At 44.8% G+C, this 19,732-nt stretch carries 12 protein-coding genes; all 12 read left to right on the top strand.

The window, feature by feature from the left end:
• Window positions 1–2 precede the first annotated feature (2 nt).
• Window positions 3–1,412, top strand: a complete 1,410-nt coding sequence (locus N2K84_RS03925) for a RagB/SusD family nutrient uptake outer membrane protein (RefSeq protein WP_282590473.1) — start codon at window positions 3–5, stop codon at window positions 1,410–1,412.
• Between the two features lie 213 nt (window positions 1,413–1,625).
• Entirely contained in the window at window positions 1,626–3,008 is a 1,383-nt protein-coding gene (locus tag N2K84_RS03920; protein ID WP_282590472.1) for an MGH1-like glycoside hydrolase domain-containing protein, read from the top strand.
• A gap of 21 nt (window positions 3,009–3,029) precedes the next feature.
• Window positions 3,030–3,581: an RNA polymerase sigma-70 factor gene (locus N2K84_RS03915; RefSeq protein WP_282590471.1), complete on the top strand. Its 552-nt coding sequence runs from the start codon at window positions 3,030–3,032 to the stop codon at window positions 3,579–3,581.
• A 105-nt stretch (window positions 3,582–3,686) separates the two neighbouring features.
• Complete coding sequence (locus N2K84_RS03910; protein ID WP_282590470.1) at window positions 3,687–4,673, top strand: FecR family protein; 987 nt, start codon at window positions 3,687–3,689, stop codon at window positions 4,671–4,673.
• Between the two features lie 100 nt (window positions 4,674–4,773).
• Window positions 4,774–8,172, top strand: coding sequence for a TonB-dependent receptor (locus tag N2K84_RS03905; protein WP_282590469.1), 3,399 nt, complete (start codon window positions 4,774–4,776; stop codon window positions 8,170–8,172).
• A 12-nt stretch (window positions 8,173–8,184) separates the two neighbouring features.
• Entirely contained in the window at window positions 8,185–9,741 is a 1,557-nt protein-coding gene (locus N2K84_RS03900) for a RagB/SusD family nutrient uptake outer membrane protein (protein WP_282590468.1), read from the top strand.
• A 103-nt stretch (window positions 9,742–9,844) separates the two neighbouring features.
• Window positions 9,845–10,813 carry an alpha-L-fucosidase gene (locus N2K84_RS03895; protein WP_282590467.1) on the top strand — a complete coding sequence of 323 codons (969 nt, stop codon included), beginning with the start codon at window positions 9,845–9,847 and terminating at the stop codon, window positions 10,811–10,813.
• A gap of 135 nt (window positions 10,814–10,948) precedes the next feature.
• On the top strand, window positions 10,949–11,734 hold the full coding sequence (locus N2K84_RS03890) for a GDSL-type esterase/lipase family protein (protein ID WP_282590466.1): 786 nt from the start codon (window positions 10,949–10,951) through the stop codon (window positions 11,732–11,734).
• Window positions 11,735–12,064: 330 nt separating this feature from the next.
• On the top strand, window positions 12,065–14,851 hold the full coding sequence (locus tag N2K84_RS03885; protein ID WP_282590465.1) for an alpha-L-rhamnosidase: 2,787 nt from the start codon (window positions 12,065–12,067) through the stop codon (window positions 14,849–14,851).
• 30 nt (window positions 14,852–14,881) lie between these two features.
• Window positions 14,882–16,006: a glycoside hydrolase family protein gene (locus tag N2K84_RS03880; protein ID WP_282590464.1), complete on the top strand. Its 1,125-nt coding sequence runs from the start codon at window positions 14,882–14,884 to the stop codon at window positions 16,004–16,006.
• Between the two features lie 104 nt (window positions 16,007–16,110).
• Window positions 16,111–18,531: a beta-galactosidase GalB gene (gene galB, locus N2K84_RS03875; protein WP_282590463.1), complete on the top strand. Its 2,421-nt coding sequence runs from the start codon at window positions 16,111–16,113 to the stop codon at window positions 18,529–18,531.
• 87 nt (window positions 18,532–18,618) lie between these two features.
• The gene (locus tag N2K84_RS03870) at window positions 18,619–19,692 is read left to right on the top strand and encodes a mandelate racemase/muconate lactonizing enzyme family protein (protein ID WP_282590462.1); all 1,074 of its coding nucleotides are present in this window, start codon (window positions 18,619–18,621) and stop codon (window positions 19,690–19,692) included.
• The last annotated feature ends 40 nt before the right edge of the window (window positions 19,693–19,732 follow it).

Raw genomic sequence — 19,732 nt, 5'->3', positions numbered from 1 at the left:
ATATGAAAAAAATTAAATATATCCTGATTTTATTCAGTGCAATCTATTTTGGTTGTAGTGAAGATTTTTTGGACCGGTCACCCATTTCAAATCCCAATGAAGCGGATTTCTACCAAAGTAAAGATGATTTCGAGACGGCTATTTTGGCCGCCTACAATTCATTGTACAACCTTTATGGGCCCGAAAGTTTGCCATCCTTCTTTGGCGAATTAATGTCGGATAATGCCTATAGCGACAATGCTGCCGGTAGGATACAGGACTATGAGGGATTTGAAAATCATACCATGAGTGATGACAATGAACTGGTGCTGGGCTATTGGAACAGCTATTACAGGACATTGTATATCATCAATAACATCATAACACGTGCAGAAAATATTGATTTTGACACACAAACTGCCTTGATTGGAGAAGCAAAGTTTTTAAGAGCTTTGTATTATTTCGATATGGTTCGTGCATGGGGCGATATTCCACTGGTCACCAAACCACTCAGCATTGGTGAAGCGTATGCGCAAGGGCGTACCCCTAAGGCAGATGTCTATAATCAAATTGTCGAGGATTTGAAATTTGCTGCTGCTAATTTACCCGCCAAAGCCAATGAGCGGTTTGTTGGTGCGGCTAACAGCGATGCGGCCAACGCTCTCCTTGGAAAAGTTTATCTTACCATGGGCGACAAAACCAAAGCCTCTGAAACGCTGCTGAAGGTTTACGGTAAATTCTCTTTGGTATCTTACGCCGATTTATGGGATAAAACCAAGAAGAACGGCGCCGAATCAATCTTTGAAATCCAGTATAAAGGTGGAAAATCAAATCCTTACAGCCGGTACTGGGCCATGTTCTCTCCCCTTGATAACCGGGTGGTTACCGCTTGGGGAGCCGGGATGAACCAAGTCACACCGGATTTGTGGAATGCCTATGAAGCTGGTGATCCACGTCGCGATATTTCAATTCAGGATGGTTACACAACTGCTGCCGGAGCACCTGTTGATGTGAAATATCCGATTAAGTGGAAAGATGAAGAGGCTGAAGTCGATGGCTTGCGTGAAGCTTCCGACAACAATTTCATCATTCTTCGTTATGCGGATGTGTTGTTGATGCTTACCGAAGCGACCGGTGATGCCAAGTACCTGAACGAGGTGAGGAATCGTGTCGGATTACCCAGTTATGGCGCTGCCGGATATCCATCACAGTACAATACGGTTGCTTTGGCTGTCGAACACGAACGTCAGGTGGAGTTTGCCCTTGAATTCCATCGTTGGTTCGATTTGATCCGAACTGGTCGGGCTATTACTGTTATTAAAAACAGTAGCAAGAACATTACCTTGAGCGAAAACCAACTTGTGTTGCCAATACCCTTACAGGTTATCACCCAAAATTCGGGTGTGATTACGCAAAATGAAGCCTACAAATAGGAGTTGCATGGAAATTATTGTCCTTGTGTTGCTTGCTAAGTGCCTGATTTAAAGAGCAAATTCTTGAATATTGAACAGACTGCCGGTCCGGTATTTCCCGGGTTGGCAGTCTTTCTGTTTTGCATCGCGCCGGATTTAAAAATTATTATTTCAGGCGCGATTAATGGTGTGAGTATCGTAATTTTAAAACTGAATAAACTAATGCCCCGGGCTATGAAGAAAAATAGTGCACTTCGCCATTCTGGTTCTACTGCCATTCTTTTTTTGCTGTTTGTTTTGCAGTTATTCGGACAATCTGCTTCAAAATCAGCAAGTGAGTATGCATCGTTGATTAAATCCAATGTTTACAGAGATTTTAAACAAATGTACCGTCCGCCAAGCGGATCGTTGGTATTTCCGTTCCTGACGCCCGGTAGTAACCAGTATGCCAATGTGCTGTGGGACTGGGATTCGTGGTGGAGTAATATTGCACTTCGGCAAATTCTTTCCGATGTGGGGTCGGAAGCCGATTCGAAAGAGGCCATCAAATATGAACAAGGCTGTGTGCTCAATTTTCTGCACTACGGCGATTGGGACGGTTACCTGCCTGTTGTGATCTGGGAAGACTCGAACCCTCGGCAGCTCAACGGGCGTGATATTTATAAATCGAATATGCACAAGCCGGTATTGGCACAACATGCGGCGTTTTTGGTGAAACAACAAAACGGAGATGCCGAATGGCTACGTGAAAAGTTTTACCACTTGCAAGCATTTGTGAATAATTATAAAAATCATCATCGCGATAAAAATACTGGCTTGTATTACTGGCAGACCGATGTGGCCATCGGGGTGGACAATGATCCCTGTACTTTTTTTCGGCCCAACGGAAGTTCGGCCTCTATTTACCTCAATTGTTTGATGTATCGCGAACTGCTGGCCATGGTTTATCTGGCCGATTGCTTAAAAATACCCGAAGTAGGCAAAGAATTTGAGTTGGATGCCGCCATTTTGAAAGCCGCAGTGCAGGAGCATTGCTGGGACGAGCGCGATGGTTTCTTTTACAGTGTCGATTTGAATCTTCGTCCGGTGACCAACGCAACTGACAACTCGCTGGGCAAGGAATTTGTCATTCATGCCGGCTATCCGCGCGACTATGACTGTCTGATTCAGCGCATCGAAGTGTGGTCGGGCTTTTTGCCTTTGTGGGCCGGTATCGCCACATCCGAACAGGCCGAACGGGTGGTTCGCGAGCACTACGCTAACCCGAAGACTTTCAACTCTGCTTCGGGTGTCCGCACCTTATCGAAAATGGAAAAGATGTACAGTGTGAGGGCAAGTGCCAACCCTTCCAACTGGCGCGGTCCGATTTGGGGAATTTCCAACTACATGGTTTTTAGTGGTCTGGTGAGATATGGTTATGACAACGAAGCCCGCGAACTGGCCAACAAAACCGTCGCCCTGTTCGGTCGCGATTTTGCGCAAAACGGCGCCCTGCATGAATATTATGAACCGGAAACCGGTGAACCATTGCTGAATAAAGGCTTTCAGAACTGGAACTATTTGGTTGTTAACATGCTTGCCTGGTTGGAAGGACGCCCGGTAGTGGAAGAGTTTTAGGATCTACTTTATTGGTAATCGATGAAATTCAGGCAAAAGAAAACAGTCTTCAAAGATGATTTAAAACCGGAAGAAAAGTTTGAACTAATCTTCCGGAGATATTTTTTTCGCCTGTGTTGTTTTGCGAATCGATACACTAAAAATGTTGAGGAATCGAAAGAGATTGTTCAGGACGTTTTCTTGCAGGTTTGGAACAAGAGGAGCCAATTGTCTTTCGACGATGAAATCCAGTTTTACCTGTTTCGATCGGTTAAAAATTCATGTTTGAATTTACTCGAACATTGCCGGGTAGAGAATGACTATCATGCATCTTTGTATTTGCTGTATTCCGGGCATGATCCGGTAGGAGATCATTTCATGACGTTGGAATTGAAAGAATTAAATGAGCATATAGAACAAGCAATTGGATCATTGCCCGATGAATGCAGGCGGATTTTTCTCCTAAGCCGCGAAAAAGGCCTCAAATATGCTGAAATATCAAAAGAATTAAATATTTCAGTGAAAACAGTCGAAACTCAAATGGGCCGGGCCTTATCACGGCTTAGGGCACACTTGAAAAGCTATTTGTCTTGATTTTTAAATAATAAGGGTTGAGGTGTAAAATTTTTAAAAAAATTATTGCACCGTGTCAGGGTAAAACCATTTCCAGCTGTATTGCTTTTTGTAATTAAACTGGAAATGAATTCAACAATCAATAAAGAGCAACTTGTTCGTTTCATTAATCGTGAAACCTCACTTTCTGAAGACCACCAAATATTCAGATGGATAGCCGAAAGCGAGGGTAACCGGGAAGAGCTTCGGCAACTGTATGAAACAGATAGGCTTAGTCGGCAAAAAAATCTATCGGCACAAATTAATGTAGAAGATTCGTGGTCGGAATTCTCAGCCAAACGGCTGAATGTCTCAAGAAAAACCAGTAAGCCTCTGTTGAACTACTGGACAAGAATTGCTGCCTCCGTTTTGATTCTGGTTTCTGTCAGTGTGGGAAGCATAGAAGGATACAGACTTTTCACCGATTCAAACAACACGAAAACCTTGGTGCAACTTCATGTTCCTTCCGGTGAAAAGTCGATTATGATTTTGGCTGATGGAACAAAGGTTTGGTTAAATTCAGAGTCGAGTATAACCTATAATCCCCTTGAACCTCGATCTGTGAATTTGACAGGAGAGGCCTATTTCGAGGTTTCCGAAGATAAATCCCATCCGTTTATTGTACATACAGAATTGGGCCTAAACGTGCGCGTTTTGGGTACTGAGTTCAATTTACGGTGTTATCCGGATGAGGCAATTGTTGAAACCACATTGGATAAAGGCCGGATTGAATTATTTGGTAAAAATATTGAAAGACCAGTGGAAATACTTCCTGGACAACAAGCCGTGTTGTCTGAAAATTCTTTGAATATCAAAAATGTAAATGCTCAACTTTTTAGTGTTTGGCGCAATAATGAGCTGAAAATCCAGGATAGCAGTTTTGGTGAATTGGTTCCGCTGATTGAACGATGGTATGGTGTTAGTATTCATTTGGATGCAAGGCTTCGTGACCAAGGGCAATTTACGATGACGATAAAAACGGAAAGCATCCGGGAATTATTTATGATGATGCAATTAACTTCAAATTTTCAATATGAAATAAACGGTAGTGAAATTAGACTAAAGGCAAAATAAAAAAAGGAAAGTGTTGGAGCACTTCCCTTTTAAAAGTTACGGGTGCAACCGTAACCATTTATTTACTAATAAACAACACAAATTTATGAAAAAAAATCGTATGAAATTTCAGGTATGGCATCAACCACACCTGAAGCAAACTTTTCGCATTATGAAACTAACGAGCTTAATTCTTTTTCTGGCATTTTTCCAGGTTTCTGCGGGTGTTTTTTCACAAAACAATGCAAAAGTACAGATAAAGGCTTCCAATAAGTCTTTGGTTGATGTGCTAAAATTCATTGAGGATGAAACAGATTATTCATTTTTGTTTAACCGTGCCAATGTGGATGTGGATCAGAAAGTTAATGTGGATCTTGAATTTTCTGACATTGAGGAAGGATTGAAAGTACTCCTGGAAGGTACCAATATTCTGTACCGATCCTTCAATAATAACTTTGTGCTGTACACCAATGAAAGTGATCACATCAACCCGATCAGGCAACAGTCCGAACCTGTGAAGGGTAAGGTGTCGAGTTCGTCGGGAGAGCCAATTCCCGGGGCAACTGTCGTATTAAAAGGCAGTTCAATTGGGACCGTTACCGATGTAAATGGTAATTATACCTTGTCGAATGTTCCTGCCGATGCTACTTTGGTTTTCACATTCGTGGGGATGAGGACACAGGAGATATTTGTTGACAACCGCCAGATTGTTGATATTCAGCTGCAAGAAGACATGGTGGGAATCGACGAGGTTGTGGTTGTAGGCTATGGAATCCAAAAAAAGGCAAACTTAACAGGTTCGGTTGGAACCGTAGCTGGTAATATTCTCACGGAAAGGCCTGCAACAAACTCAGGGAACCTGCTACAAGGACGAATTTCAGGCTTACAGGTTATTCAGCCCAGTGCGGAACCGGGGCGAGATAATCCGTCGTTTCTGATTCGCGGACGTGGTTCATTTGGTGGCAGCAATGATCCGCTTATTTTGATTGATGGTGTTACCGGTTCATTAAACAACCTGTCACCGGACGACATTGAAAACATAACCCTGTTGAAAGATGCCGCATCAGCTTCGATTTATGGAGCCAGGGCTGCAAATGGTGTCATATTGGTGACCACGAAGAAAGGGGAAAAAGGTAAGACTGTTGTCAGCTACCGTGGAAATATTGCTGTCAACTCACCCACAAAACTTCCCGATTTTATTACCAACTCTGCTGAATACATGGAAATGTACAATAAAGCGGCTGCCCGCTCAGGTATCGCTTTCCGTTATGCAGAAGACGAAATTGCTAAGTATCGAAATGCAACTGACCGGGAACAGTATCCGAACTTTGATGCCGTTGACTATTGGTTTAAAAATGCGATAGTCACCAATCATAGTATCTCCCTGTCCGGGGGATCGGAAAAGAGTGCCTATAATGCATCTTTCAGTTATCTGGATCAGGAAGCGATGCTGCCGGGGTATAAATTCAAACGTTATAATGCGTTGCTGAGCTATACGAATGAAATCAGTAAGATACTTGATTTTGGAACCAAAATGATTCTGACCTATAAGGATCGTCAGGAACCACCGTTCACAAGTGCAAACATGGCATTATCAATTTATGCTACCGGTCCAACCTACGGGCCTTACTTGCCTGATGGCAGTGGCCGGATTGCGTCCAGGGCTTATCTGAACGAAGGTCGAAACCGAAACCCCAGCGAGTATTATGCAATGGGGAATCAGAAAACTAAAGATTACAACCTGAATGCACAGGCTTATATTGATTTAAAGCCGTTTAAAGGGTTTGTATGGACCACAAAAGTGGCCATAAATTATGATGATTCTTTTTATAAAATGCATCAGGTGCCTTACAAAGGCTATGTTCTTCAGGAGAAAGATACTAATACCGGAGATAACCTGGAATTTGCTTATGGCCCGGATATCCTGGGGGTAACAGATCAGTATTCAAAAGCCATCACACCAACAGTGTATTCGGTGATGTCGTATAATACCACGATCAACAATGATCATGATATTTCAGCTTTATTGGGATATGAACAAATAAGTTATAAGTACCAAACGTTACGGGCTCGCAGAATTAATTCGGTTTCTCCAATTCTGGATGAGTTAACGGGTTATTCCTCAGATAACCAATCCCTGTTTTTTACCCATCCACGTTTGCCGTCGTTGGCTGGTCCATCCGAGTGGGCGATGCAATCCATATTTGGACGAGCAAATTATTCATTTAAAGGAAAATATCTTGTTGAGGCAAACTTACGCTACGATGGTACATCAAAAGTATCTCCTGACTACCGATGGGGTCTGTTTCCATCGGCTTCAGCTGGCTGGCTTATGTCTGAAGAAAGCTTCATTAAAGACCAGGTTAGTTGGATCAATTATTTGAAATTGAGGGCATCCTATGGCGTTCTTGGGAACCAGGATGTTGGTACTTATCTGTATCAAAATAACTTAGTGATCAATAATGTCTATTACCCGTTTGAAGAGTCACTTTCTCAGGGGGCTGTCGTGAATGTATTTAAAGATCAAAGTTTAAAATGGGAATCGACCAGTATTCTTGACTTTGGATTTGACGTAAATATTTTCTCGGGCTTGTTGGGTGTAACTTTCGACTGGTTCAACAAAACGACTTATGATATTTTAGCAGCTCAGCCGGTTCCTGCCAGCTTGGGCCTTTCGTCTCCGACGTTGAATGACGGAAAAATGCGGAACAAGGGGATTGAACTGGAATTGAGCCATCAGAATAAAATTGGCGAGGTAAATTATGGCGCTAATTTCCAAATTTCGACAGCTAAAAATGAATTGGTACATATTCGTGTCCCCAGCAAAGGTACGACCATTAATGAAGTTGGGTTGCCGTATGGTTCGCATTTTCTGTATATCTGGGATGGAATTTTCCAGGAAGATGATATCGACAATCCGCTTACGCCAAAACATGTGCTAAATCCAAATCCACGGCCAGGTGATTTGAAAATGAAGGATATGGATGGTGATGGTGATGTGGATACCGATGACCGCAGGGTGGTAGGTGGCGCCTATGCTGATTTTCTGTATTCATTTGGTCTGAATATTGGCTATAAGAATTTCACACTTAGTGCTTTCTTCCAAGGAGTTGAAGGACGTAAAGCACGTGTCAACAACTGGGGGATTGATCCATTCATGCAAGGAACACCACCAACCACAAAATGGCGCGATGCCTGGACGCCTGAGAACCAAAGCAATACGCTGCCGGCAATTTATGTCGCTGGTTACTCGGGGGTGGCCAATTTCGGTGGATCAACTTATTATTTGCAGGATGCATCTTACTTGAGGTTGAAGAATGTTATGCTTTCGTATGATCTTCCAAAATCCTTAATCAGCAAAATCAGGGCGAAAGATTTAAGTGTTTATGTATCAGCAGATAACTTGCTCACATTCACGAAATATGAAGGTTCTGACCCGGAAAGGGCCAGTGTAACCGGGAACTACGCTGAATATCCTCAGGCTCGTATTTTCAATTTTGGATTGAATGTTAAATTCTAAAACGTAATTAAAATGAGAACAAAATTTCTATCATACCGATATTTATTAATAATTATCATGGCACTGTTCTTAACGGCGTGCAATGAAGATTTTTTAGATAAAAATCCCTTGAACAGTGTATCCGGTGAAATCTTCTGGGCAAATGAGGCAGATGCGACCACAGCACTTAATGGAGTCTATTCCAGGTTGCAACAAAACTTTCTTGGTTATGAGCGGGTTTATCTGGATGGCCTTTCTGACAATGCCTATCTTGATCCGGGTAACGGTAACCAACCAAATATGACGAACATGACAACGGGTAGCATTTCACCAGGACTTTCAGGTGCTATGGCAAATATGTACAGCAGTCCATATCGGGCAATCACCAGTTGTAATTATTTTCTGGACAACATTGGTAAGGTTCCGGATATGGCTGAATCGACAAAAGAAAAATACACGGCTGAGGTTCGTTTTATCAGGGCTCTATGTTATTTCGATTTGGTTCAAAGCTTTGGCGGGGTTATCATTTACAGAAATTTTCCAAAAACGTTGGAAGATGCTAAAATAGCTAAAAGTACCCAGGAGGAAGTTTATGCTTTTATCGAAGAAGACTTGAATTTTGCCATCTCCAGGTTACCCGACGAGAAATATACAGGGCATGCAGTAAAAGGTAGTGCGCAAGGTTTACTAGGACGGGTTTTGATTACTCAACAAAAATGGGCTGAAGCTGCCACTGTTTTGAAACAGATTATGGATTCCGGAAAATTTGGGTTGTCGAATAGCTATCAGGACATATTTCTTACCACCGGGCAGAAAAATTCGAATGTGAATAAGGAGATTATGTTCTCGACAAAATACCTGGCCCCAACAAATGTGCATCGTACAAGTCCAGGTTCCGCAGGGATGAATATCGAACTGGGATGGTGGTCATTAATGCAGCCTTATCCGGATTTAACGACAGCGTATCAAATGACTGACGGTTTGCCAACAAACGAATCTCCGTTGTTTGATCCAGAAAATCCTTATCTAAACAGGGATCCACGGATGGACATGACTATTAAAACACCCGGAGAAACCTGGTATAATTCAGTGGGTGCACCGTGGACAGGTAGCTATGAGTCTTATACTGGTTTTCTGGTCGAAAAGTATGTTGACCTCTCTCTTGCTCCGTTTTCTGCATCTACCGCTACATTGACTGATCAGGACTATGTACATTTGCGCTATGCTGATGTATTGCTGATGTATGCCGAAGCAACTAACGAAGCCACCGGCCCGGCAACTGCCGTGTACGATGCAATTGATGAAGTGAGAGGGCGTGACGGTGTTAATATGCCACGCGTAGATCGCACCCGGTATAATACTAAGGAAAGTCTCCGGGATTTTATTCGTAATGAAAGACGAGTTGAATTGGCCCTTGAAGGTCAACGTTACAATGATTTAAAGAGATGGCGTATTGCTCATGTTAAATTACCAACGTTGGAAACGCCTGCCGGAGATCCTCTTGTGTTTGAAGAAAAGAACTATATCTTACCCTTCCAGACATCAGAATTGGATAATAATCCGAATCTGATTCAAAACTCGGGTTATTAAAACATGAAAAAAGAGCCCCATGTTTCCGGGGGCTCTATTTTTCTCTGATTGATAGATCGGCTCACACATGTTTTTCCAGAACCTAACTTAAACATGATCTTGTATGACAACGTTATTGGATCGACGTAACTTTTTGAAAAAATCAACTATTCTTTCTGCGGTTGCCGGGATGGGCCTTAACAGCTGGGCCGACGGTAATTATCCTCTTTTGCGTGATAATTGTGATCAGAAAACCGGTACCCAGCGGTTGCCTGTTAATCTATTGACACAATGGAAGGAATTGGAGTATGGCATGTTTGTCCATTTTGGGATGAGTACGTTTTCTGGCGAAGAATTGGGTTCGGGAAAAGATTCCGGCTCGCTTTACAATCCCACTGGGCTGGACGTTGACCAATGGGTGCGGGTTGCCCGGGATGCGGGTATGAGGTACATTGTACTTACGGCCAAACATGTTTCCGGACATTGTCTTTGGCCCAGCAAATATACGGATTACCATGTTGGAAATTCCGGTAACCAAACCGATGTTATGGCAGCCTTTGTTGCAGCTTGCCATAAATATGGTATTTTGCCCGGATTCTATTATTGTTCCTGGGATAATCACCATTTGTTCGGATCTGCTACACCCTCCAATGTGCCATGGGAAAACAAGTTTACCACATCAGAATACTGCGAGTTTCAATTCAACCAAGTTGAGGAATTAATGACCCAATACGGTCCCTTTGTTGAAGTTTGGATTGATATTCCCGGAATGCTAAGTTATGAGAACCGGGTAAAACAATATCAGGCGATTTCACAATTGCAGCCTGACACCCTGGTGATGATGAATGGAGGTGTAGATAGGGATCATCAAATAAAAACCGATTATTCCTGGCCTACTGATTTGGTGTCGATGGAACGGGGATTACCGCCTTCTCGCGATGGATACAATCCTTGGTACGCCGTGAAAAATTACCTCGGGGAAGATGAAGATTATTTCATCCCGGGAGAAGTTTGTGATACCATTTGTTATACTTGTTTTGGAAAGGTGAAAATCAGATTCGGAGCGCCAACGAAATTACGGGTATGCGACTGATTTCTAAAGAAAGAGGGGCCAATTTCTTGCTCAATGTTCCCCCTGATCAAACTGGGCAGATTCCTCAAAAAATGGTTGATGTATTATTCGAGAGCAGGACGAAGTATGATTTGATACATTCAAAATAATTACGCTGTGGACAAATATCGATTCTCAAGAAGGAAATTCTTAAAAACTGCCGGAGTTGCGGGTGCGATGACCAGTCTATCTCCCATTGATACTTTGGCAAACGACGAGGTTCAAGTTCCTGATCAGTTTAAAGGTTTTACTTTTCTGTTTCAAGGAGATTCAATAACCGACGGTAAGTGGGGAAGAAATAATGATCCGAATCACATTCTCGGCCATGGTTATGTCTTTTCAGTTGCCAGTCGTATTGGGGCAGATTTTCCCCAGTCCGGTTTTTCATTTTATAACCGAGGGATTAGTGGAAATAAAGTCTCCGATCTGGACAAACGTTGGTCAACCGACACGCTTGCTTTGAAGCCGGATGTGCTTAGTCTCCTTATTGGTATCAATGATGTTGGTGCTTTGGTAGCGAATCAACCTGATGCCGGGGATTTGGAGGCATTTGGACGGGTTTATCGTAAGTTGTTGAAAACGTCCCTGGAAATAAATCCTGACCTCCTGCTCGTTCTGGGAATTCCTTTTGTGTTCCCGGTTGGCGCCCGAAAAGAAAAATGGGAATTGTGGCATGAGGCAACGCTCGCAAGGGCCCAGATTATAAGAATGATTGCTGAAGAGTTTGATGCTATACTGATCGATTTTGCCAGCCTGTTTGAACAAGCACAAAAATCTACACCGATTGACTATTGGATTTGGGATGGCGTTCATCCAACGGTTTTTGGACATGAATTAATGGCCAGAGAGTGGATCAAGCAGGTTGGTTCAAGATTGGCGTTCTTAAAGAGTTATCATTATTGATGAGGAATACACTATTTTGATTATATAAATTGAATTTGCAGGGTCAAGTTCATACAATCGAACTAATACGTTGCAGAAATTAGTTTTTTTTCAATAAACGTTTTCAAATTAAACCTGATTTTATTAATATTAAAACCCATAAATTCAGTCTAATACAAAATGTAAACGTTAACATTAATTTTCTAAAAATTAGAAACTTAATGTTGGATTGTGTTTTTAGGGCGCTTTGTTTTTTGTCGGTTGAAGGTGAAAAATAAGCGTTTGTCAGGCTGAAAAAACCAGGAACCGGGCCGCAGCCAGGTTCAAAAACCAATAAAATGAACGAATCTCATGAAGATAATTTGTCACCTGCTCTTTATCGCCTTGTTTGTCTTTTCCTGTTCATCACCCAAAATAAATATTCAGGTGAGCGAAAGCTCGGTAAATGGTTTTTCAACCGAAGTGCCGTTGCTGGACGCCAATCAGCTTCGTTTTAGCTGGAAATTGACATCCGATTTTGGCGGAACAAGCCAGTCAGCCTGGCAAATTGTTGTTGGTGACAGTTCCGAAGGCGCCCAAAACGGAAACGTGTGGAACTCCGGTAAGGTGGAGTCGGCACAATCGCTGCTGGTTTCGTATGCCGGACCAGAACTGAAAAGCGCCACCCGCTATTATTGGCGTGTGAAAGTTTGGGACGAACAGGGCAACGAGTCAGAGTGGAGCAAGTTGTCCGCTTTTCAAACCGGCTTGCGCGACTCGGCTGACTGGGCCGGAGCACAGTGGATTGGCTACGAGCAGCTGCCCTCCGATAAGCGACTGGTATGCGGCGTGACCGGCTACGGAGACCTTTCTCTTGACAAAGTGGAGCAGCGAGCAGTGGTTCCGATGTTTCGCAAAGCTTTTCAAACCAAATCGAAACTGACTTCGGCCACCCTTTACATTAGCGGGTTGGGGCAGTACGAAGCTTCGCTGAACGGCCAAAAAATTGGCAACGATTTTCTGACTCCGGGCTGGACAGAATACGATAAAACCGTTTTCTACAATGCTTACGATGTGACCAAATTGGTAACCACCGGCGACAATGCGCTGGGTGTGCTGGTTGGTAATGGTTTTCACTACAATAACCGCGAGCGCTACCGCAAGCTGATTATCGCCTATGGTTTTCCGCGAATGATTTGCCGCCTGCAGCTGAATTATGCCGATGGCACCTCGGAGTCGCTGGTGTCGGACGAAAGCTGGAGAACAACTCCCTCAGCCATTACCTATTCGGGTATTTTTGGCGGCGAGGATTATGATGCTCAACTGGAACAACCCGGTTGGAATACCGCCGCTTTTGATGATTCGGCCTGGAAACAAGCAGTGAACGTTGAGGCTCCAGCAGGCCAATTGAAAGCCGATATGAACTACCCGGTTCGCGTGATGGAACAGTTTGATCCGGTTTCGGTAAAGCAGCTCAATGACAGTTCGTTCGTTTACGATTTCGGGCAAAATGTCTCCGGAATTGTCGCTGTAAAATTGAAGGGCGAAAAAGGGAAGAGGGTGAAACTGATTCCCGGCGAAGCTTTGAGGGAAGACGGTTCGGTGAGCCAGCGCGGCTCGGGCGGCCCGTATTATTTTAGTTATACCTTGAAGGGCGACGGCGGAGAAAGCTGGCAACCACAGTTTTCGTACGTGGGCTTTCGCTACGTGCAGGTTGAAAATGCACGGCCCGACTCGGTTCAATCTGCTTTGCCGGTTTTGCTGAGCATTCGCTCGCTGCATACCCGCAATGCCATGCCCGCAACGGGAACCTTCGAATGCTCGAACCCGCTGTTCAACCAAATTTTTACGCTCATCAATTGGGGCATCAAAAGCAACCTGCAGTCGGTGATGACCGACTGCCCAACCCGCGAAAAGCTAGGATGGATTGAGCAAACCCATCTGATGGGTACGAGTGTCCATTTCAATTTCAACCTGTATAAATTATACGAGAAACTACTTGCCGATATGCAGGATGCGCAGACTGAAAAAGGACTGGTGCCGAATATCGTTCCCGAATACATCAACTTTGAATATTATGACGCGGCTTTCCGCGGTTCGCCCGAATGGGGCAGTGCCTCTATTATTTTGCCCTGGCTGATTTACAAATGGTATGGTGATGCCGACATCATGGCAGAAACCTGGCCAATGATGCTGCACTACATGAGCTACCTGGAAAGTAAAGCAGATAACAATATTCTGTCGCATGGATTAGGCGATTGGTATGATGTTGGTCCCGGCGAGCCTGGATATGCACAACTCACGCCGGTTCCGCTGGTCGCAACGGCAACTTATTTCTACGATGCGCAACTGATGGCTAAAGTAGCTTCCAGATTGGGTAACGATGACGAAGCAAAACATTTTGAGGATTTGGCCGAAAGAATCAGGGAATCGTTCAATTCGGAATTCTACAAACCCGATTTGGCTATTTATGCAACCGGCAGTCAGACATCGTTGGCGATGCCATTGAGCCTTGGCTTAGTTGATGAAGAGAACCAACCCAAAGTGCTGCATAATCTCATCAAACAAATTGAAGCTGATGGCAAAGCGATTACTGCGGGCGATGTTGGTTTTCACTATTTGGTTGATGCGCTGACCCGATTCGGCAAGTCTGAATTACTATATGAAATGAATAACCGAGACGATGTTCCCGGATACGGTTATCAACTAAAAACGGGTGCCACTTCGCTGGCAGAGTCATGGCAGGCACTGCCCTCAAAGTCACTTAATCATCTGATGCTGGGTCACCTGATGGAGTGGTTTTACCAAGGACTGGGCGGTATCCGGCAAACTGAAAACTCGGTGGCTTATGAGTCGATTGTCATTCAACCCGAGGTAGTTAAAGATCTGACTTACGCCAATGTGTCATTCGACTCGCCTTACGGGAAGATTGTGAGTAACTGGCAAAAGAAAGACGACTCATTTATTCTCCGTGTTGAAATTCCGGTGAATACCACCGCAAAAATAATTATGCCTTTTGAGGGGGATATACAAACCAGGGCTTTGCAGTCTTCTGATCAAAACAAAGAACTGATCACGCTACTGGACAAACAGGATGGAAAGCCGCGTTGCGAAATTCAATCCGGTGGTTATGAATTCGAACTGAAAATCAAACAATAAACCGGTCGACGACCGCTATGAAATAAACCGATGAAAAGAACATTTTTCGCACTAACAATGGCAGCCATCGCAGTGGTGGCCTGTACTCCTAAAAAGAAAGAATTACCGGAAACTGTGTCTCAGCAGAAGATGGAGGAGATTTATAACGAGGTAAAAACACCATACAAATACGGGCTGGTGATGGTGCCCGACAGCAGTTCGCAGATGATGGATTGCCCCACCATTTTCCGCCACAACGATAAGTGGGTGATGACTTACATCGTGTTTGACGGTCGCGGTTACGAAACCCACCTGGCTTGGAGCCAGGATTTGATTAACTGGGACGAACAGGGCTGCATCATGCAATTTTCGGATACCACCGATTGGGATGTGAACCAAAAAGCCGGCTATCCGTCGCTCATTGACTATGACTGGGGCGGTGCTTACGGCATCAATTCCTACGACGGAAAATACTGGATGAGCTATTTCGGCGGAAACTCAACCGGTTACGAAAAAGGCTTGCTATCGGTTGGAATGGCTTTTACTGAAGAAGATCCGGCAACTTTACACCAGTGGAACCGCTTGAGAGAACCGGTGATGATGTCGACCGACCCGGATGCGCGTTGGTACGATAACAGTACAATGTATAAGAACTTCGTTATTGAAGATCAAGAAAAACTGACCGGCCATCCATTTGTCATGTACTACAATGCCCGGGGTGACAGTATTAACCCCGATCGCGGTGCTGAGCGCATTAGTATGGCGGTTTCGGACGATATGATTAACTGGACGCGCTTTGGAGATCAACCGGTTTTGAATCATCACAAGGGGATCACCGGCGATGCAGTCATTCAGAAAATCGGCGATGTCTATGTCCTGTTCTTCTTCCGCGCCTACTGGCCCGAAGGTAAAACGGTGGTGTACAACAGCTTTGCGGCTTCGTACGACTTGCTGCACTGGACCGAGTGGGACGGACCGCACCTGATTGAACCGTCTGAAAACTACGATAACATGTTTGCGCATAAAGCATATGTCATTAAAGTTGACGGGGTGGTGTACCACTATTACAATGCAGTGGATACGTTGGGCAACCGGGGAATTGCGCTGGCCACATCGACGGATATAGGCAAAAGCGAATTGGTATTCAAGTCGGCTACCGAGTCGGAAGTGAAGTAAAAAGAAGTGTTCAGTCGCAGTCGCCGTTCGCAGAAATTAGTTGAACCCGACTTTGCGGCCTTTGCGGTATCCTTTGTGTTCTTTGCGTTTAAAAGATTAAGAAGATGAAACGAAAACAACAAATAAACTTTTTCTTGCTGGCGATGGTGCTTGCGCTGCTTGGTTGCGACCAAAATCACCAGTTGGCGGAAAGCCAAAATTTTGACAAGGATTGGAAATTCATGTTAGGCGATGATTCGCTTGCTTTTCAACCTTCCTATAAAGATAGTAACTGGCGAGCGCTGAACCTTCCACACGACTGGAGCATCGAAGGTGAATTTAGTGCTGATGCCCCGGCAACAACCGAAGGTGGTGCGCTGCCTACTGGCATCGGATGGTATCGGAAGACCTTCCAACTTGAAAAGCCGGAAACTGAAAAACAATTCTATATCGATTTTGATGGTGTTTTTTGTAACAGCGAGGTTTGGATTAACGGTCATCATATAGGCAAGCGCCCCTTTGGCTACATCGGCTTTCGCTACGAGTTGACTCCCTATCTGCATTTCGGCGAGGAAGCCAATACACTGGCTGTGCGGGTCGATAATTCGGCTCAGCCTGCTTCGCGCTGGTATACCGGATCCGGCATTTATCGCCATGTGTGGCTGGTTGAAAAGAATCCGGTTCATGTGGCGCATTGGGGAATTTTTGTTACCACTCCCGAAGTTTCAGCTGAGCTGGCGAAAGTGAAATTGGATATTCAACTCGAAAATAGAAAAGAAACGAATTTGTCGGTGGTTGTGAAATCGACCATCACTGATGCAGATGGACAAGCGGTCGCAGAAGCGCAAAATAAACTTGACCTGACTGTCGGACTTTCAACATTGACTCAGAATTTTGAGCTGAAAACCCCGGCTTTGTGGTCTCCTGAAAATCCAAATTTATATACGATTTCGACTGAGGTTCTCAGTTCCGGGAAATTAGTCGATCTATATGAAACGCCACTTGGTGTCCGTTTTTTCGAATTTACAGCTGATCAGGGTTTTTTCCTGAACGGTACACAGTACAAGCTTCACGGTGTCAATCAACATCATGATTTGGGCGCTTTAGGTGCTGCGGTGAATACCCGCGCCATGGAACGGCAACTGGAGATTTTAAAAGATATGGGTGTGAATGCCATTCGAATGGCCCACAATCCTCCGGCACCGGAATTATTGAAGTTATGTGATAAAATGGGCTTTCTGGTAATCGATGAGTCATTTGATGAGTGGAAAAAAACCAAGGCCAAGAAGGGCTATCACTTGTATTGGGATGAATGGCACAAGCGTGATCTGGAAGATATGATTAGGCGCGACCGCAACCACCCGTCCATTTTTGTGTGGAGTATTGGCAACGAAATTCCCGAGCAGTTTGATACGACCGGGGTTCAAATTACCCGCGAGCTGGTTGATATTGTGAAAGCATTAGATACGACTCGTCCGGTGACTGCTGCTTTAACGGAAACTGATCCGGAGAAAAACAACCTCTATAAATCGGGAGCGCTTGATCTGCTGAGCTTCAATTATAAGCATAAAGAATACCTGAAATTCCCGGACCGCTACCCGGGCGAGTGCATGCTGGCCTCCGAAAATATGTCGGCGCTTTCTACTCGCGGGCATTATGATATGCCGTCAGACAGTGTGCGTATCTGGCCGCCAGCCTATAAGGCGCCATTTGATGGAAACTCCGATTTTACAGCATCGTCGTACGACAATGCTATTGCCTACTGGGGAGCAACGCACGAGGACACCTGGGCGGTGGTGAAGAACAACGACTTTATTCCGGGCATGTTCATCTGGTCTGGCTTCGACTATATTGGTGAGCCACTACCATACCCGTATCCCGCGCGAAGCAGCTATTTGGGAATTATCGACCTGTGTGGTTTCCCCAAAGACGTGTACTACATGTATCAAAGCGAGTGGTCGGATAAAACGGTGTTGCACTTGTTCCCGCACTGGAATTGGACTGAAGGACAAATCATCGATTTGTGGGCTTACTACAACAATGCTGACGAGGTAGAGCTGTTTGTGAATGGCGTTTCGCAAGGCCGGAAATCAAAAGAAAAGGACCAGTTCCATGTGATGTGGCGGGTTCCATTCCAGCCCGGAAGCATTAAAGCCATCAGTTATAAAGACGGGCAACAGGTACTTGAGCAGGAAATTAAGACAGCTGGTCCGGCAGCCAAAATTGAATTGATAGCAGATCGAAGCAAAATAAACGCTGACGGAACTGATCTCTCTTTCATCACGGTGAAAGTGACCGACAAAGACGGGAATATGGTTCCCGATGCAGCCAATCTGATCAATTTTAAAGTGGAGGGTGAAGGATTCGTAGCCGGTGTGGATAATGGTTATCAGGCCAGCGTCGAGCCGTTCAAAGCCAATTACCGAAAAGCATTCAATGGCATGTGTCTGCTGATTGTGCAAAGCACCGAAAAAGCCGGAACAATAAATGTCACAGCCAGCAGCGACGGGCTGGATACGAGCAGCCTTCTGCTCACGAGTAACTGATGAGCCGAAGTCTTCTTTGCGTTCTTTGTGAAGAACTTTGCGCTCTTTGCAGTAAAAAAAAGATAAACACAAAACTTTAAAACGAAAATGACCACGATAAAAAACTTCAACCTGTACTCGGCAAAGGCGGCACTGAAAAAGCCTATCGCAGATTCAACGCATACATTGACCGAGATTTCGTTTCTGGTATTGCGTATCGCAACCAAAAATGGAATTGTTGGCGAATCGTACTTACTCAGTTTTCAGTATAGTCCGAAGGCAATTGCCGGAGCGATTCGTGATGTTGGTCAGCTGGTCTTGGGCGAGGAGGTTTTCAGTACGTTGAAGGTGTTCGAAAAAATTAACCACGCCAACGAGTACTTTGGGCTGGAAGGGGTGAACCGTTGGGCGCAAGCTGCTTTCAACATCGCCATGTGGGATGCCTGGTGTAAAACCTTGGGACAACCAATTTGGAAAGTGCTCGGAACCTCACGAACCGAAGTGCCTATCTACGGTAGCGGAGGCTGGCTGTCGTATTCGGTTGACGAACTGATTGATGAGGTGAGCGGGTACAAAGCGCGTGGTTTTCAGGCTGTGAAAATTAAGGTTGGTAAGCCCGACTGGCGGGAAGACCTTGAGCGCCTGCGCCTGGTGCGTGAGGCTGTCGGCAACGACATCAACATCATGATGGACGCCAACCAAGGCATGGATGTCCCTTCTGCTTTGGCATTGGCCCGCGCCGCCCGCGATTTGCAAATTACCTGGTTCGAAGAGCCAATCAATCATAGCGATTTTCAGGGATTCGAACTGCTGAAAAATCAGGCCGGTATTTCACTGGCCATGGGCGAACGCGAATATTCAAGCCTGCCTTTACGGGAGTTGTTGCAACGCAATGCCATCGATATTTGGCAACCCGATATTCTGCGTCTGGGCGGGGTTGAAGCCTGGCGCGACAGCGCAGCGCTGGCCGGAGCTTTCAACATTCCGGTGTTGCCGCACTATTATAAAGATTACGATATTCCGCTGTTGTGTACCATTCCGAACGGCGCAGGAGCTGAATCGTTCGATTGGATTGATCCGCTGATCGATCACCCGCTCAAAATTGTGAATGGCGTTGCCCGTCCGCACGATCGGGCCGGCTGGGGATTCAATTTTAAAGATGAATGTTTGACTGAAATTTAAGAGGAGCCAAAGACATAAGTGATGAGATAAGAGTATTAAT

It is taken from the genome of Gaoshiqia sediminis, from assembly GCF_025907915.1.
In the GTDB taxonomy this organism is placed as follows: Bacteria; Bacteroidota; Bacteroidia; order Bacteroidales; family Prolixibacteraceae; genus Gaoshiqia; species Gaoshiqia sediminis.
The sequence above is the reverse complement of the archived record's forward strand: the minus strand, read 5'-3'. Positions and strand labels throughout refer to the sequence as shown.